This is a genomic window from Plantibacter elymi (nom. nud.) (genome assembly GCF_900177795.1).
Classification (GTDB): Bacteria; Actinomycetota; Actinomycetes; order Actinomycetales; family Microbacteriaceae; genus Plantibacter; species Plantibacter elymi.
In genome coordinates this window covers 240,274-262,015 of the sequence record NZ_FXWJ01000003.1, presented here as the reverse complement: position 1 = coordinate 262,015, position 21,742 = coordinate 240,274, and the positions used below count along the sequence as shown (strand labels likewise).

The following is a 21,742-nucleotide window of genomic DNA, read 5'->3' as shown; positions in this document are numbered from 1 at the left end:
GGCCTAGGGTGATGGCATGGCCGAACCGCGACTCTGGACCCCTGCCGACGCACGCGAGTGGATCGCCGTGCCCGACGCCGAATCGGACAAGTACTCCCGGGGTGTCCTCGGCGTCGTGACCGGGTCGGACCGCTACCCGGGTGCCGCCGTCATCGGTGTCGAAGCGGCGATCCGCACCGGGGTCGGCATGGTGCGCTATCTCGGTGCGGACCGACCGGCGAACCTCGTGCTGCAGCGCCGCCCCGAGATCGTGACGGCGGAGGGGCGCGTGCAGGCGTGGCTCATCGGCTCCGGCATGGACCCCGGCAAGCTGACCCGCGAGGAGAGCTCCCTGCTCGACGCCGCCCTGCACGGGGGCGAGCCGGTGGTCGCCGATGCCGGGTCGCTCCGTCGCGTCGCCGCGGGTGCCCACCAGCGGGCGTTCGGTGTCGACGAGTCGTGGCGCATCGTGGCCACACCTCACGTCGGTGAACTGGCGACCATGTTGAGCGGGCTGGGGAGCCCTGCCGAGGTCGAGGCCATCCGTGCCGACCCGGTGTCGTACGCGGCCGACGTCGCCGCCCGACTCGGCATCATCGTGGTGCTGAAGGGCGGCACGACCCACGTGGTCGCCCCGGACGGCGACGCCATCGCGGTCTCCGGCGGATCGCCCTGGCTCGCGACCGCCGGCACCGGCGACGCCCTGGCCGGGATCATCGGGGCGCTCGTCGCCACGAACGCCGAGCGCGTGCTCGCCGACCCCGGCTGCCTGGCGAGCGTCGCCGCGAGCGGGGTGCTCCTGCATGCGGCCGCCGGGGATGCCGCGGCAGCCGATGGCCCGCTGGCCGCGCTCGACGTGGCCGAAGCGGTGCGCGGTGTCGTCGGTGGTCTCCTGCGCTGAACGAGCGTTCATCGGTGGACGAAGGACAACTCCCAGAACGCTCATAGCTCGCCCATAGGGAAGCTCAGGACACTGGTGCCACCGCGGCAGAGACCTCGCCGCGGCGGCCGCCGCACCGCGGCCCACACATCGCCCGAGGAGATTGAACGATGCGCAACCCCACCACCACCCAGCCTCCCGTCCGCACGCCACGCCTGTCCGTTGCGGCGAAGAAGACGACCTTCGCGGCCCTGACCGGCCTCACGCTCGTCGGCAGCCTGGCCGGTTGCTCGGCCGCCGACGCCGGCAGCGCGACCACGACCACGTCGCCCGAGACGAAGAGCACGGCGGCGCCGGAAGCGACCACCTCGACCGACGCCGCGGCGGGCTCCGGTTCCACCGACTACCAGGACGGCTCCTACACCGCGGACGGCAGCTACCAGTCGCCGAACGGCACCGAGTCGATCACGGTGACCGTCACGCTCGCCGAGGACAAGGTCACGGCGGTCGACGTCGTCTCGCACGCCGAGAGCGCGAACAGCAAGCGCTACCAGGCGGAGTTCATCTCGGGGATCGCCGCCGAGGTGGTCGGCAAGGACATCGACAGCCTCAAGGTCTCCAAGGTCGCCGGTTCCTCGCTCACGAGCGGCGGCTTCAACGCGGCCATCGACACGATCAAGACCGAAGCGAAGGGCTGAGCCGCGGGGCCGGACCGACGATGAGCGAGACGACACTGCGCTTCGAGGCGATCGGCACCGGATGGGAGCTCGACACGGATCTCCCGCTCGAGCCCGAGACCGCTGAAGCCGTCGCCGCGTCCATCGACCGGTTCGACCGGACCTGGTCGAGGTTCCGGGACGACGCGTTCATCGCGCGGTTCGCCGCCGGCCCGGTCTCGACCGCCTTCCCCGATGACGCGCGCGAGGATGCGGTCGCACTGTTCGACGCGTACCGGCGTCTGCACGATGCCACCGCCGGAGCCGTGACGCCGTTCATCGGCACCTCCCTCGAGCGGCTCGGCTACGACGCCTCCTACTCGCTCGTCCCCCAGGGCCCGGCGGTCGCCGCCCCGCACTGGGACGACGTGGCCCGGTGGGACGGCGAGGTGCTCGAGACGAGCCTCCCGCTCGTGATCGACATCGGTGCGGCCGGCAAGGGGCGGCTCGTCGACCTCGTCGCGGACCTCCTCCGCAGCCACGGCCACGAGTCCTTCACGGTCGACGCTTCGGGCGACCTGCGTCACGAGCACGGGTCCCGCGCGGCGGACCCGCTCCGCATCGCGCTCGAGCATCCGTACGATCCCAGCAAGGCCATCGGGGTCGCGACGATCGACGACGGCGCCCTGTGCGCCTCCGCCACCAATCGTCGTGCCTGGGGCGACGGCCTCCACCATGTCATCGACGGCCGGACCGGCGAACCGACGCGGACCGTCGCGGCGACCTGGGTCACCGCCCCGGACGCGATGGTCGCCGACGGACTGGCCACTGCGCTGTTCTTCACCGACCACGAGACGCTCGCGGAGGCGTTCACCTTCGAGAGCGTCCGCATGTTCACGACCGGTCTCGCCGATCGGTCCGTCGGGTTCCCCGGCGAACTCTTCACCTGAGTCACGCGCCACAGGGCCTGAGCCCGGGCGGCACCATCTCCCAGAAAGCAGACCGCACATGAACGGCCGCACCGGCTCCTTCTTCGGCACCGTCCTCGGGCGGGTCACCATGTACCGCCTCGTGACGCTGTCACTCGGCACCCTCGCGATCTACGCCTTCGTGCTGTCGCTGTTCGGGCAGGTGTTCTACAAGCCGCTCGAGCTCCTCGCCACCCTGGCAACGCTGCTCGCCGTCGGCTACCTGACGAACCGCCTGTTCGGTGCGCTGTTCCAGGTGCAGCCGCACAGCGAGTCGTCCGTCATCACCTCCCTCCTGCTGTTCTTCATCCTGTGGCCGACGAGCGAGCCCACCGCGCTGGCCTGGATCGCCCTCGCCGCGACGGTCGCATCGACATCGAAGTACCTGCTCGCGATCCGGGGTCGACACGTCCTCAATCCGGCGGCCATCGCCGCACTCGTGATGAGCGTGCTGGCGAGCTACGTCACCCTCCCCGGCGTGTCACCGTCGGTGTGGTGGGTCGCCAACCCGTGGCTGCTGCCCGGTGTCGTCATCCTCGGCGGCCTCGTCCTCATCCGGACGAAGCGACTCACGATGGCACTCGTCTTCATCGTGCTCTCCTGGGCACTCGTCACCGTCCGGCTCGTCACCGGTGGTCAAGAGCTGGGGCCGGCACTGCTGGCTCCGCTCACGTCGTACCCGATCCTCTTCCTCGCGGCGTTCATGCTCACCGAGCCGCTCACGCTTCCACCGCGGCGCTGGCAGCAGCTCGCCGAGGCGGCGATCGTCGCGGTGCTGTTCTCCATCCCGTTCACGCTCGGCCAGGTGGCGTCGACCCCCGAGCTCGCGCTCATCGTGGGCAACGTGCTGGCCTTCGCCGTCGCCCGTCGTCGGGGGATGCGACTGACGCTCGAAGGAACCCGCGCCCTCACCCCGACGGCGGTCGAGTACCGGTTCAGCTCGAAGCGGTCGATCCCGTTCGCGGCCGGCCAGTACCTCGAGCTGTCGTTGCCGCACCGCGGGGTCGACGTCCGCGGCTCGAGGCGCGTCTTCAGCATCTCTTCGCCACCCGACGACGACCGTACGATCCGCGTGGCGATGCGTGTGCCCGAGCGGGCCAGTAGCTTCAAGCGGGCGCTGAACGCGCTGCCGGTCGGCGCGAGCCTCTCGGCGACCGGCGTGTGGGGCGACTTCGTCCTGCCGAAGGACGCGAGCAAGCCCATCCTGCTCATCGCCGCCGGGATCGGGATCACCCCGTTCGTCAGCCAGCTCTCCCGGCTGCACCTCCGTGCCGACAAGCGCGACGTCGCCCTCGTCTACGTCGTGTCCGACCCGCAGGAGCTCGCCTACGCGGCCGAGCTCGAGACCTGGGGGACACCTGTGCTCGTCGTGGGACCGACGGACGACGTCCGGCTGCCGGACGGCTGGCGTGGCCTCGGATCCGGGCGCCTCGACCACGAGCGCCTCGCCGAGGCCGTCCCCGACCTGGCCGAGCGGGAGGTCTTCATCTCCGGTCCGCCCGCGATGATCGAGGCCCTGAAGCCCGCCCTGCGTGGGATCGGCGTCGGACACGTCCGCACCGACGCCTTCAGCGGGTACTGATCAGCAGGCTCGTGGACCCGCCCCGCTCGGGCGTCGAGCGAGTGGCGGACCGGTTCCTCCGGCGGCACGAGCCTAGGATGGTCAACGTGATGCGGCGTTGGCTCCTCTGGTGCGGGTTCGGCCTCGTGCACCTCTTCGTCGGGTGGCTGTGCCTCGTGGCGGAGGGCCTCCCGCTCGGCGACGTCGTCCTCGTGTACCGGCCGTGGGTCGAACAGGCGACGTCCGGCGGCCCGATCCCCGCCATCGACGAACCCTGGGTCTATCCGATCCTCGCGATCGTCCCGATGCTGATCCCCCTGCTGCTCGGCAGCGCCGGGTACGGTGTCGGCTGGCTCCTGCTGGTGACCGCGATGAACGCCGGCGCCTTCGCGGTCCTCCTCGGCAACGGCCACTCGCGCCCGCGGCTGATCGCGGCATGGTGGTGGCTCGCGTTCCTCCTCCTGCTCGGACCGATCGCGCTCGCGCGGATCGACTCCGTGACCGTCCCCATCGCGATCGTCGGGCTCCTCTGGGTCGCCGGCCGCCCGCGGGTCGCCGCCGTCCTCCTGACGCTCGCCGCCTGGATGAAGATCTGGCCGGCTGCGCTGATCGGCGCGATCGTCCTGGCGCACCGCCATCGCGGACAGGTCCTGGTCGCAGCGGCGGCGACGTCGCTCGTGGTCCTCGGGGTCGGTCTCGTGCTCGGCGGTGCGAACGCGGTCAGCTTCGTGACGGAGCAGACCGGACGTGGTCTCCAGATCGAGTCGCCCATCGGCAACGCCTACCTGTGGCTCGCCGTCCTGGGTGTCCCGCAGAGCTTCGTCTACTACGACCGAGACATCCTGACCTTCCAGGTCACCGGCCCGGGTGTCGACACGGCGATCGCCGTCATGACGCCGCTGCTCGGCCTCGCCGTCGCCGGCGCGGTGCTCCTCGGGGTGCTCGCGGTGCGGTCCGGACGCCCGCTCGTGCAGGTGCTCGCGCCGTTGTCGCTCCTGTTCGTCCTCACGCTCATCATCTTCAACAAGGTCGGGTCGCCGCAGTTCGCGATGTGGTTGGCGGCACCGGTGATCCTCGGGATCGTGCTGCAGCGTCGGCGCTTCGTCGCGCCGGCCGTGCTCGCACTGGTGATCGCCGCACTCACGCAGCTCGTCTACCCCTACCTGTACCTGTGGTTGCTCAACGTCGACCCGGTGCTCGTGACGGTGCTGACGGTCCGCAACCTCGCCTACCTGGTCCTCGCCGGTTGGGCCGTGCATGCGTTGTTCTCGCCGCACCACCACGACGAAGACGTCTCCTCGGTATCCATCCCCGTCCCCGCTCGAACCCACAAGGAGTGACCATGCTCGTCGCGTTCTCCGTCGCACCCAGCGGCACCGGCAACTCGGACGGTTCCGTCCACGACGCGGTCGCTGCGGCCGTGCGGATCGTCCGCGAGTCCGGCCTGCCCAACCGGACCGACTCCATGTTCACGACCATCGAGGGGGAGTGGGACGAGGTGTTCGCGGTCATCAAGGACGCCACCGAGGCGGTCGGCGCCTTTGGCAGCCGGGTCTCGCTCGTCCTGAAGGCCGACATCCGTCCCGGCTACACGGGTGAGCTGACCGCCAAGCTCGACCGCCTCGACGCCGCGCTCGAGAACGACGGCTGAGCCCACCGCGGAACGGTCGTCCGGTTTCGCCGTTCGGGGGACTCGAATCGATTCGAGGATTCCCGTACACTCGATCCATGCCCACCATCCTGGACGGGTCGACGCAGCTGTCGCCGACCCGTGTTCGTCTTGCCATCCTCGCGCTCGCCGTCGGGGCCTTCGGCATCGGCACGACCGAGTTCGTGGCGATGGGTCTGCTGCCGAACATCGCGACCGACCTCCTGCCCGAGCTGGCCGCTCGCAGCCAGGAGCAGGCGAACGCGCAGGCCGCCTGGTTGATCACGGCGTACGCGCTCGGCGTCGTCGTCGGTGCGCCGACGATCGCCGCACTCGTCGCGCGATACCGGCGCAAGACCGTCCTGCTCTGGCTGGGCGTCGCGTTCACCGTCGGCACGCTCGCGTCCGCGGTCCTGCCGAGCTTCGGTCTCGTCCTCCTCGCACGGTTCGTCGCGGCCCTGCCGCACGGCGCCTACTTCGGCATGGCCGCCCTCGTCGCCGCGAGTCTCATGGGGCCGGGGAAGCGCGGCAAGGGCGTCGCGCTCGTCATGACCGGGCTGACGATCGCGAACGTCGTGGGCGTGCCGTTCGCGACCTGGGTGGGCCAGGAGTTCGGGTGGCGCTCCGCCTACCTCATCGTCACCGGCATCTTCGCGCTCGCGACCGTGACCATCTGGTTCGCCGTGCCGGTGCAGGCGGGCAACCCGCAGCAGACGATGCGTCGGGAGCTCCGTGTCTTCCGACGCGGCCAGGTGTGGTTCGTGCTCGGGTTCGGGTCCATCGGGTTCGGTGGGCTCTTCGCCGTCTACAGCTATCTCGCGCCCCTCGTGACCGAGGTCGCGGGGGAGTCGGCGACGCTCGTCCCCTGGGCGCTCGCGACCATGGGGGTCGGTATGACGATCGGCAACCTGGTCGGCGGGCATCTCGCGGACCGCGGGGTGAAACGGGCCCTGATCGTCTTCTTCGCGCTCATGATCGTGGTCCTGACCGCCCTGGCACTCACCGCGACGTGGACCCCGACCATGTTCCTCTTCGTCTTCGCGGTCGGCTTCGCGTCGCAGGGCCTCGGTCCGGCCATCCAGACGAGGCTCATGGACGTCGCCGGCGACAGTCAGTCGCTCGCCGCCGCGCTCAACCACTCGGCGCTCAACATCGGCAACGCGCTCGGCGCCTTCCTCGGCGGTGTGGTCATCGCCGGTGGCCTCGGCTACCTCGCCCCGGTCTGGACCGGTGTGGGGCTGACCGTGATCGGCCTCGGAATCGTCATCACGAGCTTCACCGTCGAACGTCGGCAGCTCCGGCGCGAACTCCTGCGGGCGAACGACGCCGAAGATCGTAGGATCGCGGACCGCAACCCGCCGACGGCGCCGATCCCCGTCTGACCGACACCCGCCGCCCTTGCTCCGTGGCGAGGTGTGGCGCCAGCGCGGTGCGATCGCGTGAGCGCGTCCCGCACGCGTGAGCGCGGGTCTCTGGAGACCCGCGCTCACCTCTCCGGGTAGCGCTCACGCCGGACAGCGCGGTCTCGCGTCAGCGCACCGCGCTGGCGCCGATACCCGCGCGCTCGCGTCGGCGCACCGCGCTGCTAGTCGACGATGATGCCGTCGAGGATCGCCCGCTTGCGCAGGGCGACCTTCGTGCCGACGTCGATGCCGGCGTTGCGGTACTTCTCGCGGATGCGCTTGAGGTAGCTCTTCGCGGTCTCGTCGGAGATGCCGAGACTCTCGGCGACCATCTTCACCGGCTCACCCGCGGCGTACAGCGCCATGACACGACGCTCCTGCGCGCTGAGGCGGGGGCCGGTGCCCGAGGCGCCGCTCGCGAGGGCGAGATCGAGCTCGGGGGAGATGTAGGACTCACCGCGTGACGCCGCACGGAGGGCGTGCACGATGGTCTCGGCGTCCTCGCTCTTCGCGAGGTAGCCCAGGGCGCCGGCGGCCAAGGCCTCGCGGACGACCGCCGGGTCGCTGTAGGTGCTCATGAGCACGGTCGTGACGCCGGTGGTCTTCAGCGTCGCGAGCTTCACGGCGACCGGGACGTTGTCCTTGAGATCGACGTCGAGCAGCAGGACGTCGACGGGGAAGGCGGGGTGCGTGAGCAGCTCCGGCCAGGACGGGGTGACGACGACGAGTTCGATGTCGTCGGCGACGCTCCTGATCCACTCGGTGAGCGCACCGAGCAGCATCCGGTGGTCATCGACGATGCCGACCCTGATGCGAGACTCCTGTGAGGTCATTGACGTTCCCCTTTCCGCTGGCCCGCAGCAGGATTGTCGACGGTGCTGTCGATCTCGATCCTGATCCGGGATTTCTGGTACGTGTCCGTAGAGCTGCCCACTCGTCCGAGCGCTTCCCACACCGCGGGATCCACCTTGGCGCGTTGCACTCCGACCGCTTCGAGGACGATCGGGATGACGAGCGCACCAGATCGGCCCGGTCGTTCGGAGCGGTCGACCGGTCCGAGCGTCAGCACAGCTCTGGCACTCTGCGCATCTGCTTCCCCGAGGAGCAACCATACTGCAGAGAGCAGTCCATCCCGCTGATCCGTTGCGAGATACGTCGCGAGTCGCTCGGGGTCGCGCAGGGTCGCGCGGTCCGACAACACGGACGACTCCTGGAACGCGTGCTCGAGCCAGGACTCCTTGCCCTCGGACATGAGATGACGCCGGAGCTCGGTCGCGAGGCGGGAGGCGCGCGCCGCGAGCTCGGGGCTGAGCGGGAGGTCGACCGAGCCGTCGGCGACACCGACGAACAGCTCCTCCGCTTCGAGGTCGAGGGTGACGAGTTCCTCCGAGTCGAAGAACCCGAGTGCGTCTCGGACGCTCGCGACGGTGGAGGCGACCATGACCCGGTCGAGTTCGAGACGGACGATCCGCCGGTACTGGGAGACGATCGCGCAGGCGATGAGTGGCGGGACGACGGCGACCGCGGCGAAGAGCAGCTCCGCCCCGAGGGTCGGGCTCTGGGTCCGCGTGACGGTCAGGATCGACCCCACCAGCATCAGCCCCAGCACGACCGTCGCGGCGGCGGTGTCGCGGACCGGCCGAAGGGTGACGACCGCGAGCAGGACGCCGCCGACCGCCGCGGCCGCCGTCGGATAGACGCCGACGGCGTCGCGACTCCAGACGCTCGCCAGGTCGAGCGCTGCGACCACCACCAGCTGGATCAGCAGTGCGACGAACAGTCGATCCGAGAGGTGGAACGCGGAACGGCGGAGCAGGAGGAAGGTCGACGCGATCGCCGCGGTGAGCAGCAGCCAGGCGACGACGCTGAGCAGCGGCCGCGGGTAGTGGTGGACCGACCCGACGAAGCGGATCGCGGCGTAGACGACGAGGATGACGCCGGAGACCGAGAGGCCGATGCCGAGCTGTGTCGTTCCGAGTGAGGAGCGCTGCCGGTCGATGGTGCGCCGATGACGGTAGCGCCGGGTCGGTCCGGTGGTCTCCTCGAGGGCGTCGACACTCATGCCTGCGGGACCTCCAGGATGACGGTCGTCCCGGCCCCGGGCGCGGAGAAGACACGCGCCTGTCCGCCGACCTCCTGGATGCGCGCGACGACCGATTCCGCGACGCCGAGGTGACCGTCCGGCACGGCCGACGGATCGAACCCGGTGCCGGTGTCGGTGATGAGGAGTCGGGCCGTCAGCTCGTCGATCGAGACCGTGACGTCGGCCGAATCCACTCCGGAATGGCGCCGGACGTTCTCCAGGCACTCCCCGAGTGCGAGGAGGAACGCCTCGCGCACGCGTGGGTCGAGGTTCGCCTGTCCACCGCCGTAGACGTTGACCGTGAGGCCGAGGCCGGCGAACCGGTCCGTCGCGGCCTCGATACCTTCGTCGAGGGTGAAGTCGGCACCGCGCTGCAGGATGTACGAGCCGGAGGAGACGGGGCTCAGCTCCTCGCCGAGGCGGAGGCTGCGGAGCAGGTGCGCGTCGTTCCCGGCCTGCGAGCGGAGGGCGGCGGCATCGACGCCTCGTCCGGAGTGGGCGAGCATGGTGAGGGTCGCGAGCGCGGTGTCGTGCAGGAGTCGTGCGTCCTGTCGCCGTTGCGACTCGGCCTGACTCGCGAGCCGCTCCGCGTTGTAGGCGCTGCCGATGGTGTCGACCCGACGGATGAGTCGGGGGATGCTCGTGTCGAGCCACCCGCCGAAGGCGCCGATCGCGACCCACACGACCGCGGTCAGGCCGATGGTCGGGATCGTGAGCGCGGTGGGCCCGGTGACGACGATGATCGTGACCGCCGTCACGACGAACGCGGTCAGGAGCAGCGGCCAGGTGCGCCGGAGCGGCACGAGTCTGGCCGCGACAGCGCCCAGGCCGAGGGAGGTGATCGCGGCGATCGCGCTCGCGGAGCCGACTTGGCCGGTCTTCCCGTCCGACAGGCCGATGACGACGACGACCCCGACACCGACCAGGAACACCAGGACCAGCCAGCGACGGCCGTCGTACTGCTCCGCGGCCACGTGCGTGAGCGCGAGGGCGGCGACGAGGATGAGGAGGACGGTGTACCGACCTCCCGAGACGACGCCCGGGACGCTGAGGATCATCGCGGCCGTGACGCAACCCGCGAGCCCGAAGAGACGCGTCGTGCGCAGCAGCAGACGTCGCTGGGTCCTCGCCACCCGATCCATGCTCACGCTCCTCTGAGGAGTCACCTTATCGGGTGACACGACCGCCACGGAACGGGTGTCGGTCAGACGGGGCGTGGCCGTCAGACGGCGAGGAGCCGCCCGAGATGCGGCGCGACCAACGCGTTCTCGATGAGGAAGCCGTCGTGTCCGAAGTCGGACCGGAGGACCGACGGTCGGGTGCCGTCGAGGTTGCCGGGGAGATGGAGCGCGATCTCCTCCTGCCCACTGACCGGGAAGAGCCGGTCGCTGTCGATCCCGAGCACGAGCGACGGACCGGCGTAGGCCCGCAGCGCCGCCCCGACGCCGCCACGATCGCGTCCGACGTCGTGCGAGTTCATCGCCTCGACGAGGGTCACGTAGCTCCCGGCGTCGAAGCGTCGGGTGAACTTGTTGCCGTGGAAGTCGAGGTAGGACTCGACGGCGAAGCGTCCACCATGACCGAGCGGGCTCACGCTCGACTGCCAGCTGCGCTCGAAGCGGGCGTTCAGCTCACCCGGACTGCGGTAGTTGAGCAGGGCCATCCGGCGGGCGAGCGCGAGGCCGCGATGCGGGCCCTCACCGTCCGGGGCGTCGTAGTAGTCGCCGCCCTGGAAGTGCGGGTCCGTGCGGACCGCTTCGAGCTGCACGAAGTTCAGGGAGATCTGGTCGGCCGTCGTGACCGGGGGCGCGGCGATCACGGCCAGTCGGTCGACGAGCTCAGGGTGGGTGGCGGCCCACTCGAGTGCGTGCATGCCGCCCATCGACCCGCCGATCACCGCGGCCCAGCGGTCGAGTCCGAGGTGTCCGAGCAGTCGGTGCTGGGCCTCGACCTGGTCGCGGATCGAGGTGTACGGGAACCGCGAACCCCACTCGACGCCGTCGGGCGCGAAGGAGGAGGGGCCGGTGCTGCCCTGGCAGCCGCCGATCATGTTCGGCGCGACGACGAACCAGCGTTCCGTGTCGACGGCGAGTCCCGGACCGACGATGCCGGCCCACCAACCGGCGGTCGCATGCCCGTTGCCGGCGCCTCCGAGGACGTGGCTGTCTCCGGTGAGCGCATGGAGGATGAGGACCGCGTTGCCGCCGTCGTCGTCGAGGGTGCCCCAGGTCTCGTAGGCGAGCCTGGCGTGCGGGATGCTCCCGCCGTGCTCGAAGTCGAGGCGACCGAGCGGGGCGAAGAGCCGGTCGCCCGGCCGGTCGCCGTCGCGCCAGGCGCCGCTCGAGGGCGGGTTCGCGAGCAGGGCGCCGACCTCGGCTTCGGTCACGAAGCGGGAGGGCACGCTGTCTTCCGGGGTCTGCCAGTCCATAGGTCTCCATTGTGGCGTGCCCGCGGGCGTCGACCGGCCGTGTTACGTCACCCGATCGGTCATGGTCGGCGCGGTGCGCTGACCTGAGTGCGCTCCCGTCGGCCTCGGCGCGCCGGAACGGGCTCGGGTGACGGGGAACCGGCCCGAGCGACGCGGAACCGGCCCGAGTGCGCAACGAACGACGCGAGCGCGGGTCTCTGGAGACCCGCGCTCGCGGTTGTGGGGTGCGCTCGCGTCAGCGCACCGCGCTGGCGCAACCCGGGAGGGGGACGCGGTGGGACGGACTCAGACCCGGGCGGCCTCGACGACCTGCTTCGCGGCGGTCAGACCGGCCTGGAGGTCGGCCGTGATGTCGTCGATGTTCTCGAGCCCCACCGAGAGCCGCACGAGCCCTGGCGTGACGCCGGCCGTGAGCTGCTGCTCCGGGGTGAGCTGCGAGTGCGTCGTCGACGCCGGGTGGATGACGAGGGAACGGACGTCGCCGATGTTCGCGAGGTGCGAGAACAACTGCAGCGAGTTCACGAAGGCGCGGCCGGCGTCGACCCCGCCCTTCAGCTCGAAGGACAGGACCGCTCCGACACCCTTCGGGGCGTACTGGTTGGCTGCCGCGTACCAGGGGCTCGACGGCAGACCCGAGTAGTTGACGCTCGCGATGTCGGGGTGGGCGTCGAGCCACTCCGCGACCTGTTGGGCGTTCTGCACATGGCGCTCGATGCGGAGGCTGAGCGTCTCGATGCCCTGGATGAGCTGCCAGGCGCTCGCCGGGGCGATGGCCGCACCCAGGTCGCGCAGGAGCTGCACGCGCGCCTTGATGATGTAGGCGAGCGCGTCACCCACCGCGTCGGTGTAGACCGCCCCGTGGTACGAGGGGTCCGGCGTCGTGAGGCCCGGGAACTTGTCCGCGTGCCCGGTCCAGGAGAAGGTGCCGCCGTCGACGATGACCCCGCCGATGACCGTGCCGTGACCGCCGAGGAACTTCGTCGCCGAGTGGACGATGATGTCCGCTCCGTGCTCGAAGGGACGGATGAGGTACGGCGTGGCGATCGTGTTGTCGACGATGAGCGGGACGCCGGCCTCGTGCGCGACGTCGGCGACGAGGCGGATGTCGAGGATGTTGATCTTCGGGTTGCCGATGGTCTCCGCGAAGAACAGCTTCGTGTTCGGGCGCACCGCACGCCGCCACTCCTCGGCGTCGTCCTGGTTCTCCACGAAGGTGGTCTCGATGCCGAGCTTCGCGAGGGTGTACTTGAACAGGTTGTACGTGCCGCCGTAGATCGACGAGGACGACACGATGTGGTCGCCCGCCTGCGCGATGTTGAGGACCGCCGAGGCCTCCGCCGCCTGCCCGGAGGCGAGGAGGAGGGCGCCACTACCACCCTCGAGCGCGGTCAGGCGCTCCTCGACGACGGCCTGCGTCGGGTTCTGGATGCGGGTGTAGATGTTGCCGAACTCCGCGAGCGCGAAGAGGTTCTTCGCGTGGTCGGCGTTGTCGAACACGTAGCTCGTCGTCTGGTAGATCGGCGTGGCCCGAGCCTTCGTGACCGGGTCTGGTGCGGCTCCGGAGTGGATCTGCTTCGTCTCGAACTTCCAGTCGTTCGTGGCATCGCTCATGGTGGATGGTCCCCTCTGCTCGGGTGGTCGGTGCTGCTCGGGTGATGGGTGCCGCCGGTGAGGCCGCTCGGTCCGACAGCGATGTCGCCGGGCGTGGCTCCGGGTGGTGCTCCGTCGTGACCCCGAGGCTACCGGCCCCACCTGCACGCGCCAACCACGCGGAAACACGGCGTAACGCCTCCGCTCGGTGGCTACCCTGGAGGCATGACGACGAGACGTGTGGTGGTGACCGGTGCGAGTTCAGGGATCGGGGAGGCGACCGCGAGGCGATTCGCCGCCGACGGCTGGGACGTCGTGGCGGTGGCCCGCCGTGCGGAACGGCTCGAGGCTCTTGTCGCGGACATCGGCGGCACGGCGATCGTCGCCGATCTGACCGTGCAGGCGGACGTCGACGCGCTCGCCGCCCGGGTAGCGGAGCTCGGCGGAGCCCAGGCGCTCGTCAACAACGCGGGTGGTGCCTTCGGCCTCGCGTCCGTCGAGGAGGGCGACGTCGAGGACTGGCGCCGCATGTTCGACATCAACGTCCTCGGCACGAAGCGCGTGGTCCAGGCACTCCTGCCGATCCTCCGTCGGAGCATCCCGGAGGGTGGTGCCGCCACCATCGTCGGTGTCACCTCGATCGCGGGCCACGTCGCCTACGTGGGCGGCGGCGGGTACAACGCGGCGAAGTTCGCCGAGCGCGCCCTGTTCGAAGTGCTGCGGCTCGAACTCAACGGCGAACCGATCCGGGTGATCGAGGTGGCGCCGGGCATGGTCCACACGGAGGAGTTCTCCCTCGTGCGCTTCGGTGGCGACCAGGACCGCGCCGACGCCGTCTACGAGGACGTGCCGGATCCGCTCTCAGCCGACGACGTCGCCGAGGCCATCGTCCACGCGACCTCCCTGCCGCCGCACGTCAACCTCGACCTCATCACGATCAAGCCCGTCGCCCAGGCCGCCCCGTACCGCCTGGCGAAGGGGCCGTTGCGCGTCGCGGAGTAGCCCTTCGACAGGCTCAGGGACCGGTTGGGGCTCAGGGACCGGGCGGGAGCTCAGGGACCGGGCGGGAGCTCAGGGACCGGTTGGGAGGTCAGTGACCGGTCGGGTGCTCAGGAGCTGGATCGATGCGTGGCTCGAGTTCCGCGTCGACCGGGGCCGCGTCCGCGAACGCGAGTTTCGGGACGAAGCAGAGCAGGACGGCGGCGACGAGCGCGCCCGCCCCGCAGATCGCCCAGACCGTGAGGTAGCCGGACAGGCTCGACGCCCCGGCCGTGACGGCCTGTGCGGCGCCGGCGAACAACACCACGCCGAAGACGGCCGAGGCGAACGAGCCACCGATCGTCTTCGTCGTGTTGGTCAGCGCCGACGCGACACCCGTCTGCCCGCGAGGTGCGGCGGCCGCGGCCGCAGCCGGCATGGCTCCGACGAGGGCACCGGAGCCGAGCCCCGCGATCGCCATGTTCAGGAAGACCTGCCACGTCTCGAGGTGGAACGGGAGGAACAGCAGGTACCCGACCGCGACGAATGCCGCGGCGATGATGAGCGCGATCCGGGGCGTCGCCCAGCGCGACACGAGTGGGAACAGGAGCGCACCGACGATCATCGAGATCAGGTAGGCGCCGATGAGTGTGGAGATGTCGCCGGCGTCGAGCCCGAGTCCGTATCCGTTCTCCCGGGGTGTCCCCGCATAGGTGCTGAGCGGGGCCTGCGCGCCGAGCAGGCTGATCCCGATGAGCCCGGCGGTCAGTTGCACCGGCCACATGTTGGGTTGCCGGAGCACGCGGAGGTCGATCGCCGGGTCGGGCTGCCGCAGTTCATGTCGCCCGAACGGCAGGAACGCGAGCACGCCGATCGCGATGAGCCCCCACACCCACCACGTCTGCGGACCGTTGAGTCGCAGGAAGGTGAGCCCCGAGGTGATGAGGAGGAGCGCGAGGCTGAGGAGCACGAAGCCCGCGAGGTCCAGGGTCCTGCCCGGGAGGGGTTCGGACTCCGGGACGCCGAAGAGGATGGCGAAGAACACGAGGGTCACCGCGACGGCCGGCAGCATCATCGTGAGCGGGATGTCGCCGCCGAGGGCGGTGAGGATGCGTCCACTCGACAGCGCACCGATGATGGCCCCGGCCTCGAGCGCCACGACGAGGAGGCCGGCGGCCCGGCGGGTCTGCGAGGCCCCGGTGCCGGAGCGACGACCCCGCTCGAAGATGAGCGCGATCTCTAGTGGCAGCCACACGACGTAGAAGCCCTGCAGCGCCCAGGCCGCGAGGAACGACCAGAAGTCCCCGGCGACGACGAGCCACCAGCTGGCACCGGCCGTCAACACGGTGGAGACGAGGAGGACCCGCTTGTGGCCGAACATGTCGCCGAGCTTCGCGAGGATGGGGACGACGAGCGCCGACAACAGCAGCTGCGCGGCCTCGAACCAGTTGAAGTCCGCGTCGTGGATGCCCAGGTGCTCGACGAGGTCGGGGATGAGCGGGACGTAGTAGCCCTGCAGGACACCGCTCGTGATCTCGACGAGGAACAACCAGCCGATGAGTCCTGCGGTGACGCCCGCTGCCGACCCACGGATCGACGTCCGCCATCCGGTCGCCGAGGCTCCGCCGGTCGTCGTGCTGTCTCGCGCCATGGGGGGATGGTACAGGCGGCCCGGCCGGCAGGATAGCGTTGGAGGATGTCGACCGAGAACCCCAGCGCAGCGTCCCCGGAGCGAGAGGTCCTCGACTGGCCCACGTTCGGTGACGCGGCCCGCGAACTGTCCAGTGCGATCGTCGCGAGCGGGTTCCGGCCCGACTCCGTCGTCGCGATCGCGCGCGGCGGGCTCCTGCTCGCCGGTGCCATCGCCTACGCCCTCGACGTGAAGGCGTGCGGCGCGCTGAACGTCGAGTTCTACACCGGGGTCGACGCGCGTCTCCCCGAGCCCGTCGTGCTCCCGCCGCTGCTCGACGTGGCCGGGTTGCCGGGGAGCCGGGTGCTGCTCGTCGACGACGTGTCCGACTCGGGTCGCACGCTCGCGATGGTGCTGGAACTCATGCAGGCGAGCGGTGCGGAGGTCCGCACGGTGACGCTGTACGAGAAGCCGCAGACGGTGCTCCGGCCCGACTACGTGTGGAAGCGCGTCGACCGCTGGATCTCCTTCCCCTGGTCGACGCTGCCGACGATCACGGCCTGATCGTCCCCGCCTGATCCGGGGTGCCGGGTAGGGTCTCAGGGTGAGTGTTTTCCTCCTCGGCGGTCCGGCCGCCCCAGAGACCGAGTCGACCGTCTACGCAGCGTTCATCGCCGAGGCGGCCGCGCTCGCGGTCGTCGCCGGTCGGTTGGCCCCGCGCATCGCGATCGTCGTCGTGCACGACGGCGACGGGCTTGAGCAGTCCGCCGCCCTGGAACGTGCCGTCGCACGCTCCGGTGAGATCGAGGCGATCCGCGTGGTCGTCCGCGAGGGTGGCGTGGTCGCGCAGGCGCAGCTCGCCGAGGTCGACGGGATCGTCGTCGGCGGTGGGCTGCCCTCGGCCTACGCGGAGGCGGTCGCGCCGGTCGCCACCGACATCCGACGCCTCGTCGCGTCCGGTCTGCCCTACCTCGGCATCTCGGCCGGCGCGATGATCGCCGCCGAGCACGCGATCATCGGCGGATGGCGTGTCGGCGAGGTCCCCGTGAGCCCCGAGGCGGCGTCCGAGGAACTCGACGAGGTCACGATCGGCGACGGTCTCGGGCTCGTCGACATCGCGGTGGAGGCGCATGCCGCACAGTGGGGCACCCTGGGGCGGCTCGTCGCCGCGACGGAGGCCGGGGTCGTCGACGGCGGGGTCGCGATCGACGAGAACACGGCGCTCGTCGTCGGGCAGGGGGCGCTCTCGGTCCTCGGTGGCGGCAGCGTCTGGCAGGTCTTCACCGCCGAGCACGGGGTCGTCGTCCGCACGATCGGTGCCGAGCAGCCGCAGCAGCAGTAGTCCATGACGGACGGGATCCTCGGCGGCAGCCCGGCACAGCTCGCCGCGGCGGGGTCGATGGACGCGGGCTGGGCTGACGCGCTCGCGCCCGTCGCCGACCGACTCGCGACGATCGACCACTGGCTCGCGGCGCAATCGGCGGCCGGTGCCCGATGGTTGCCGGAACCCGAGCTCGTCCTGCGGGCCTTCCGCACGCCGTTCAGCGCGGTCCGGGTCCTCATCGTCGGGCAGGATCCGTACCCGACGCCGGGTCATCCGATCGGCCTGTCGTTCGCCGCCGACCGGGACGTGCGCCCGCTGCCGCGCAGCCTCGCGAACATCCATCGGGAACTCCGCGAGGACCTCGGTGTCCCGACGCCGGAACACGGCGATCTCAGTCCGTGGACCCGACAGGGCGTGCTCCTCCTCAACCGCGTCCTCACGGTCGAGGCGGGTTCCGCCGGGTCGCACCGCCGACACGGCTGGGAGGCGGTCACGGAACAGGCGATCCGCGCGCTCGCCGCACGCCCCGCACCGCTCGTGTCGATCCTCTGGGGCAAGGACGCCGAACGACTGGCACCGCTGCTCGAATCATCGACCGACCCCGACCGCCACGTCATCGTCTCGGCGCACCCGAGTCCGCTCTCCGCCTCGCGGGGCTTCTTCGGCTCGAAGCCGTTCAGCCGCACGAACGACTTCCTCGTCTCCCGCGGCGCGCACCCGATCGACTGGTCGCTCGACTGACGACCGGGTCGTGGCGTCGGCCGCAAGGGCTGTCCGCCGACCCACCCCCTCGTTAGGCTTGGGGGATGCTGGAAGAGGAGTACGAGCCGAGGCGCCGGCTGCCGCCGCACCTGCGCAAGCCGCCGACCCCCGAGACCCCCTTCGCCTTCACGATGCGCGACGCCACTGCGGCCGACCTGCCCGACATCCGGGCGATCTACAACCACTACGTCGCCAACAGCATGGTCACCTTCGACGAGGACGCGATGACCCTCGCCGAGTGGCGCTCCAAGTTCGCCTACCTGCAGCGGCTGCAGCTCCCGTTCATCGTCGCCGTCAACCCGACGGGACAGATCCTCGGGTATGCGCTGTGCGCGCCGTGGAAGCAGAAGCGCGCCTACCGATTCACGGTGGAGAGCTCGATCTACCTCGGAGCCGCGGCGACCGGCAAGGGCCTCGGCACCGATCTGCTCGGTGAGCTCATCGAGCGCGCGAAGGCCGCCGGGCTCAAGGAGATGCTGGCCGTCATCGCCGACAAGGGCGCCGAATCGTCGATCGCCCTGCACGAGAAGTTCGGGTTCACCGAGGTGGGCCGCATGGGCCGAGTCGGGTTCAAGTTCGACCGCTGGATCGGCACGGTCCTCCTCCAGAAGTCCTTGAAGCGCTGAACCGGTCGACGCCCTTCGACAGGCTCAGGGACCGGAACGGACAGGGAACAGGGACCGGAACGGACAGGGAACAGGGACCGGAACGGACAGGGAACGGGGACCACAGGAGAGCGCCGCCTCTAGGCTGGTCGCATGGCGGAACTCCACGAGCTGACGGCGCTCGAGCAGTGGCAGGCGTTGCAGCGGGACGAGGTCTCACCGACGGAGCTCGCCCGGCACTACCTCGACCGCATCGAGCGCCTCGACGACGCGATCGGCGCCTTCACCTCGGTCGCCGCCGGATCGCTCGCCGAACGCGTGGAGGCGGTCGAGGCGCTTCCTCGGACTGCACCGCTCTGGGGACTCCCGATCGGCGACAAGGACCTCGTGTCCCGTGCCGGTCAGCCCGTCCGCTTCGGGTCGCGGCTCACCGCGGATCTCGTGGCGACGACCGACGACGAGCTGGTCGGCGTCCTCGACCGGGCCGGTGCGGTGAGCCTCGGGAAGACCGCGACCCCGGAGTTCGGGCTCTACGGCTACACGGAGCCGCTCGACGGGGTGCCGACGCGGAACCCGTGGGCCCTCGACCGCGGAGCGGCGGGGTCGAGTGGCGGGGCCGCAGCCGCCGTCGCCGCGCGGCTCCTCCCGTTCGCCCCCGGCTCCGACGGAGGCGGCTCCGTCCGCATCCCGGCGGCCGCCTGCGGGCTCGTCGGCCTGAAGCCCACGAGGGGGCTCGTCCCCGCGGGCTCCGGTGTCGACCGACTCGCCGGCCTCGTCGTCCCCGGGCCGATCGCCCGGACCGTCGCCGACGCGGCGCTCCTGCTCGACGCGATGATCGAGCGAGTCCATGGCCGCATCGATCACCACTTCACGCTGCGCGCACCCGACGCCGACGACGGACCCCTGCTCGGGCACGCCGTCCGCGGCGAAGGCCGGTTCCAGTTGGCGGTCCTCGCCGGCTCACCCTGGGACAGCGCCTTCGAGCTGGCGGTCGACCCGGAGGCCCTCGCGGCCGTCGACGTCGCCACCCGGGCGTTCACCGCGATGGGGCACGGCCTGGAGGAGCTCACCCTTCGCGACGCCGAACGGTACCCGGCCGACTTCACGACGATCTGGCAGGCCTCAGCGGCCGGTGTCCCGGCGTCCTCGGAGGCGGAGCTGGCGCTCCTCGAACCCATCACGAGGTCCCTCGTCGAGCGCGGTCGGGCGCTGCCGGCGACCCGGCTCATGGAGACGCTCGCCAGTCTCCACCGGTTCGAACGCAGCGTCCTCGCGCAGTTCGCGCCGTTCGACGCGATCATCACGCCGGCGCTCGCCCAGACACCACGGCCGATCGGGTGGTACGACCAGGGCTCGCCCGAGCTGAACTTCGAGCAGCAGGTGCGCTACGCGCCGCACACCTCCTTCGTGAACGCGACCGGCCTGCCGGCCATCACGCTCCCGGTGCACGAGACGTCCGAGGGGCTGCCGATGGGCGTCCAGCTGATCGGGCGTCCCGGAGGCGAGGCGACCCTGCTCGCCCTCGGTGCGCAACTGGAGCGGCGACTGCGTTGGCAGGACCGCGTCCCGTCCGTCGCCCGCTGACCGATCGTCGCGCTCGCGTCGCCCGGTGGCGTATGACGGGATGTGACACGGCGGCCGGACCTCGTCCCTCCCGCTGCGCCTAGGGTGCTCAGGCGGCCCGGTCCGGACGGACCGATCGCCGCTCCACCGGAGGAGTCGATCATCAGCGCACAGTCCAGCCCAACGCAGTCCAGCCCCAAGCAGCTCATCCTCAACCTGTTCGAGATGAACTGCGTGAGCCACATCACCCACGGCCTCTGGCGCCTGCCGGACAACCGACGCGACCAGTACACCGACATCCGGTACTGGACGACACTCGCCCGGACGGCGGAGGCGGGCGGGTTCGACGCGATCTTCATCGCGGACGTGGTCGGCACCTACGACGTGTTCCGTGGTGGCCCGGCCGACGCCCTGCGCGAGGGCCTGCAGATCCCGAACAACGACCCGCTGCTCGTCGTCCCCGCGATGGCCGCCGTGACCGAGCACCTCGGCTTCGGCATCACCTTCTCGACGAGCTACGAGCCGCCGTTCGCCTTCGCGCGTCGCATGAGCACCCTCGACCATCTGACGAACGGCCGCGTCGCGTGGAACATCGTCACCTCCTACCTGCCGAACGCGGCACGGAACTTCGGCCTCGCCGAGGAGATCCCGCACGACGAACGGTTCGCGATCGCCGAGGAGTACCTCGACGTCCTCTACAAGCTCTGGGAGGGCTCCTGGGACGACGACGCCGTCGTCCGCGACCGGGAGGCCGGCGTCTACTCCGACCCCGACAAGGTGCGGTACATCGATCACGTCGGGCGCTACTTCCAGGTCGCCGGACCGCACCTGTCCGAGCCGAGCGCGCAGCGGACGCCGCTGCTCTACACCGCGACCGCCTCACCGGCCGGCATCGCGTTCGCCGGACGGCACGCCGAAGCGGTGTTCACGGGCGTGCGGGGGCCTGGAGGTGCAGGACCCCTCCTGGAGCGGTTCCGTGCCGCAGCGGCCGACAACGGACGCGACGGGGCCGCCCTGAAGATCGTGGTCCAGGCGGCCGTCATCGTCGCGCGGACGCAGGAGGAGGCCGAGGCCAAAGCCGCGCAGTACCGGGAGCACGCGAGCATCGTCGGCCGGTTCGTGCACGCCGGGCTGCCGTTCGACCCGCTGGCGCACCCGGAGGACCGGACCGTCGCCGTGGCGCTCGCCGCGGAGGGGGTCCCGGCGGACGCCCTGCCGCCGCAGGTGACGGCCGGCACCGTGGGCGAGTTCGTCGCGCGGGTCGGCAGCGACCTCGAACGGGACTTCTTCGCCGTCGGCACCCCCGAGGTCGTCGCCGACGAGATCGAGCGATGGTTGGACGAGGTCGGTATCGACGGGATCAACCTGCGTCAGTACCACAGCCTCGACACGCTCACCGATTTCGTCGAACTCGTCGTGCCGGAGCTGCGTCGCCGAGGGCGGCTGCGCGACGCGTATCGACCGGGGGAGACGCTCCGCGAGCGCCTGACCGGCGGGGCGGCCCGGCTCCCCGACGACCACCCGGCCGCACGATATCGCGGAGGACGGAACCTCGGCGACCAGCACGAGGGGACCGTCGACGGTCACACGGCGTCATCGAGGGAACCCGCGGGAAACCTGTCGTAACAGAGCGGCGGGGTGGCCCGGTGCGCCGACCAGGATGGGCAACCACACCGGCACAGCA

The 21,742-nt window shown here is 70.8% G+C and carries 20 protein-coding genes; 14 read left to right on the top strand and 6 right to left on the bottom strand.

Features of this window, described 5'->3' with window-relative positions; genetic code table 11:
- Positions 1-16 precede the first annotated feature (16 nt).
- From CCK91_RS10700 to CCK91_RS10670, 7 genes are all read left to right on the top strand, one after another.
- Positions 17-880: an ADP-dependent NAD(P)H-hydrate dehydratase gene (locus CCK91_RS10700; protein ID WP_086473998.1), complete on the top strand. Its 864-nt coding sequence runs from the start codon at positions 17-19 to the stop codon at positions 878-880.
- A 149-nt stretch (positions 881-1,029) separates the two neighbouring features.
- Complete coding sequence (locus tag CCK91_RS10695; protein WP_119863552.1) at positions 1,030-1,557, top strand: FMN-binding protein; 528 nt, start codon at positions 1,030-1,032, stop codon at positions 1,555-1,557.
- Between the two features lie 20 nt (positions 1,558-1,577).
- Positions 1,578-2,465 (top strand): FAD:protein FMN transferase, encoded by an 888-nt coding sequence (locus tag CCK91_RS10690; protein ID WP_086473997.1) that lies wholly within the window; start codon positions 1,578-1,580, stop codon positions 2,463-2,465.
- Between the two features lie 58 nt (positions 2,466-2,523).
- Complete coding sequence (locus tag CCK91_RS10685; RefSeq protein WP_086473996.1) at positions 2,524-4,065, top strand: FAD-dependent oxidoreductase; 1,542 nt, start codon at positions 2,524-2,526, stop codon at positions 4,063-4,065.
- 89 nt (positions 4,066-4,154) lie between these two features.
- On the top strand, positions 4,155-5,384 hold the full coding sequence (locus CCK91_RS10680) for a glycosyltransferase 87 family protein (RefSeq protein ID WP_242664512.1): 1,230 nt from the start codon (positions 4,155-4,157) through the stop codon (positions 5,382-5,384).
- 2 nt (positions 5,385-5,386) lie between these two features.
- Positions 5,387-5,695: a thiamine-binding protein gene (locus tag CCK91_RS10675; RefSeq protein ID WP_086473995.1), complete on the top strand. Its 309-nt coding sequence runs from the start codon at positions 5,387-5,389 to the stop codon at positions 5,693-5,695.
- 77 nt (positions 5,696-5,772) lie between these two features.
- Entirely contained in the window at positions 5,773-7,074 is a 1,302-nt protein-coding gene (locus CCK91_RS10670; RefSeq protein ID WP_086473994.1) for an MFS transporter, read from the top strand.
- Positions 7,075-7,277: 203 nt separating this feature from the next.
- Here CCK91_RS10670 and CCK91_RS10665 read toward each other — a convergent pair whose 3' ends face one another.
- From CCK91_RS10665 to CCK91_RS10645, 5 genes are all read right to left on the bottom strand, one after another.
- On the bottom strand, positions 7,278-7,928 hold the full coding sequence (locus CCK91_RS10665) for a response regulator transcription factor (protein WP_056012577.1): 651 nt from the start codon (positions 7,926-7,928) through the stop codon (positions 7,278-7,280).
- Positions 7,925-9,157, bottom strand: a complete 1,233-nt coding sequence (locus CCK91_RS10660; protein WP_086473993.1) for a hypothetical protein — start codon at positions 9,155-9,157, stop codon at positions 7,925-7,927. The genes CCK91_RS10665 and CCK91_RS10660 overlap by 4 nt, the downstream gene beginning before the upstream one ends.
- Positions 9,154-10,320: a sensor histidine kinase gene (locus CCK91_RS10655; RefSeq protein WP_133059977.1), complete on the bottom strand. Its 1,167-nt coding sequence runs from the start codon at positions 10,318-10,320 to the stop codon at positions 9,154-9,156. The genes CCK91_RS10660 and CCK91_RS10655 overlap by 4 nt, the downstream gene beginning before the upstream one ends.
- A gap of 80 nt (positions 10,321-10,400) precedes the next feature.
- Complete coding sequence (gene metX, locus CCK91_RS10650; protein WP_086473991.1) at positions 10,401-11,606, bottom strand: homoserine O-acetyltransferase MetX; 1,206 nt, start codon at positions 11,604-11,606, stop codon at positions 10,401-10,403.
- A gap of 285 nt (positions 11,607-11,891) precedes the next feature.
- The gene (locus tag CCK91_RS10645; protein ID WP_086473990.1) at positions 11,892-13,217 is read right to left on the bottom strand and encodes a bifunctional o-acetylhomoserine/o-acetylserine sulfhydrylase; all 1,326 of its coding nucleotides are present in this window, start codon (positions 13,215-13,217) and stop codon (positions 11,892-11,894) included.
- A 204-nt stretch (positions 13,218-13,421) separates the two neighbouring features.
- Between CCK91_RS10645 and CCK91_RS10640 the strand changes: the two genes are divergently transcribed.
- Positions 13,422-14,198, top strand: a complete 777-nt coding sequence (locus tag CCK91_RS10640) for an SDR family oxidoreductase (RefSeq protein ID WP_207568213.1) — start codon at positions 13,422-13,424, stop codon at positions 14,196-14,198.
- Between the two features lie 88 nt (positions 14,199-14,286).
- On the opposite strand, the gene CCK91_RS10635 is transcribed toward CCK91_RS10640, so the two are convergent.
- Positions 14,287-15,825 (bottom strand): MFS transporter, encoded by a 1,539-nt coding sequence (locus tag CCK91_RS10635; protein WP_086473989.1) that lies wholly within the window; start codon positions 15,823-15,825, stop codon positions 14,287-14,289.
- Positions 15,826-15,870: 45 nt separating this feature from the next.
- Between CCK91_RS10635 and CCK91_RS10630 the strand changes: the two genes are divergently transcribed.
- The 6 genes from CCK91_RS10630 (at position 15,871) to CCK91_RS10605 (ending at position 21,684) form a co-directional block, all read left to right on the top strand.
- Positions 15,871-16,368 carry a phosphoribosyltransferase gene (locus CCK91_RS10630; RefSeq protein WP_071262460.1) on the top strand — a complete coding sequence of 166 codons (498 nt, stop codon included), beginning with the start codon at positions 15,871-15,873 and terminating at the stop codon, positions 16,366-16,368.
- Positions 16,369-16,408: 40 nt separating this feature from the next.
- Positions 16,409-17,146 (top strand): Type 1 glutamine amidotransferase-like domain-containing protein, encoded by a 738-nt coding sequence (locus CCK91_RS10625; protein WP_064295268.1) that lies wholly within the window; start codon positions 16,409-16,411, stop codon positions 17,144-17,146.
- A gap of 3 nt (positions 17,147-17,149) precedes the next feature.
- The gene (locus tag CCK91_RS10620) at positions 17,150-17,869 is read left to right on the top strand and encodes a uracil-DNA glycosylase (RefSeq protein WP_086473988.1); all 720 of its coding nucleotides are present in this window, start codon (positions 17,150-17,152) and stop codon (positions 17,867-17,869) included.
- Positions 17,870-17,934: 65 nt separating this feature from the next.
- Positions 17,935-18,516, top strand: a complete 582-nt coding sequence (locus CCK91_RS10615) for a GNAT family N-acetyltransferase (RefSeq protein ID WP_086473987.1) — start codon at positions 17,935-17,937, stop codon at positions 18,514-18,516.
- Positions 18,517-18,648: 132 nt separating this feature from the next.
- Entirely contained in the window at positions 18,649-20,079 is a 1,431-nt protein-coding gene (locus CCK91_RS10610; RefSeq protein ID WP_086473986.1) for an amidase, read from the top strand.
- A gap of 204 nt (positions 20,080-20,283) precedes the next feature.
- Complete coding sequence (locus tag CCK91_RS10605; protein ID WP_086474307.1) at positions 20,284-21,684, top strand: NtaA/DmoA family FMN-dependent monooxygenase; 1,401 nt, start codon at positions 20,284-20,286, stop codon at positions 21,682-21,684.
- Positions 21,685-21,742: the final 58 nt, after the last annotated feature.

Bases quoted from the DNA above. Each gene is read 5' to 3' on its own strand.
- CCK91_RS10660 (WP_086473993.1), bottom strand. From the start codon at position 9,157: ATGAGTGTCGACGCCCTCGAGGAGACCACCGGACCGACCCGGCGCTAC.
- CCK91_RS10605 (WP_086474307.1), top strand. From the start codon at position 20,284: ATGAACTGCGTGAGCCACATCACCCACGGCCTCTGGCGCCTGCCGGAC.
- CCK91_RS10690 (WP_086473997.1), top strand. From the start codon at position 1,578: ATGAGCGAGACGACACTGCGCTTCGAGGCGATCGGCACCGGATGGGAG.
- CCK91_RS10645 (WP_086473990.1), bottom strand. From the start codon at position 13,217: ATGAGCGATGCCACGAACGACTGGAAGTTCGAGACGAAGCAGATCCAC.
- CCK91_RS10700 (WP_086473998.1), top strand. From the start codon at position 17: ATGGCCGAACCGCGACTCTGGACCCCTGCCGACGCACGCGAGTGGATC.
- CCK91_RS10675 (WP_086473995.1), top strand. From the start codon at position 5,387: ATGCTCGTCGCGTTCTCCGTCGCACCCAGCGGCACCGGCAACTCGGAC.
- metX (WP_086473991.1), bottom strand. From the start codon at position 11,606: ATGGACTGGCAGACCCCGGAAGACAGCGTGCCCTCCCGCTTCGTGACC.
- CCK91_RS10635 (WP_086473989.1), bottom strand. From the start codon at position 15,825: ATGGCGCGAGACAGCACGACGACCGGCGGAGCCTCGGCGACCGGATGG.
- CCK91_RS10615 (WP_086473987.1), top strand. From the start codon at position 17,935: ATGCTGGAAGAGGAGTACGAGCCGAGGCGCCGGCTGCCGCCGCACCTG.
- CCK91_RS10630 (WP_071262460.1), top strand. From the start codon at position 15,871: ATGTCGACCGAGAACCCCAGCGCAGCGTCCCCGGAGCGAGAGGTCCTC.
- CCK91_RS10620 (WP_086473988.1), top strand. From the start codon at position 17,150: ATGACGGACGGGATCCTCGGCGGCAGCCCGGCACAGCTCGCCGCGGCG.
- CCK91_RS10685 (WP_086473996.1), top strand. From the start codon at position 2,524: ATGAACGGCCGCACCGGCTCCTTCTTCGGCACCGTCCTCGGGCGGGTC.
- CCK91_RS10670 (WP_086473994.1), top strand. From the start codon at position 5,773: ATGCCCACCATCCTGGACGGGTCGACGCAGCTGTCGCCGACCCGTGTT.
- CCK91_RS10610 (WP_086473986.1), top strand. From the start codon at position 18,649: ATGGCGGAACTCCACGAGCTGACGGCGCTCGAGCAGTGGCAGGCGTTG.
- CCK91_RS10665 (WP_056012577.1), bottom strand. From the start codon at position 7,928: ATGACCTCACAGGAGTCTCGCATCAGGGTCGGCATCGTCGATGACCAC.
- CCK91_RS10680 (WP_242664512.1), top strand. From the start codon at position 4,155: ATGCGGCGTTGGCTCCTCTGGTGCGGGTTCGGCCTCGTGCACCTCTTC.
- CCK91_RS10640 (WP_207568213.1), top strand. From the start codon at position 13,422: ATGACGACGAGACGTGTGGTGGTGACCGGTGCGAGTTCAGGGATCGGG.
- CCK91_RS10695 (WP_119863552.1), top strand. From the start codon at position 1,030: ATGCGCAACCCCACCACCACCCAGCCTCCCGTCCGCACGCCACGCCTG.
- CCK91_RS10655 (WP_133059977.1), bottom strand. From the start codon at position 10,320: ATGGATCGGGTGGCGAGGACCCAGCGACGTCTGCTGCTGCGCACGACG.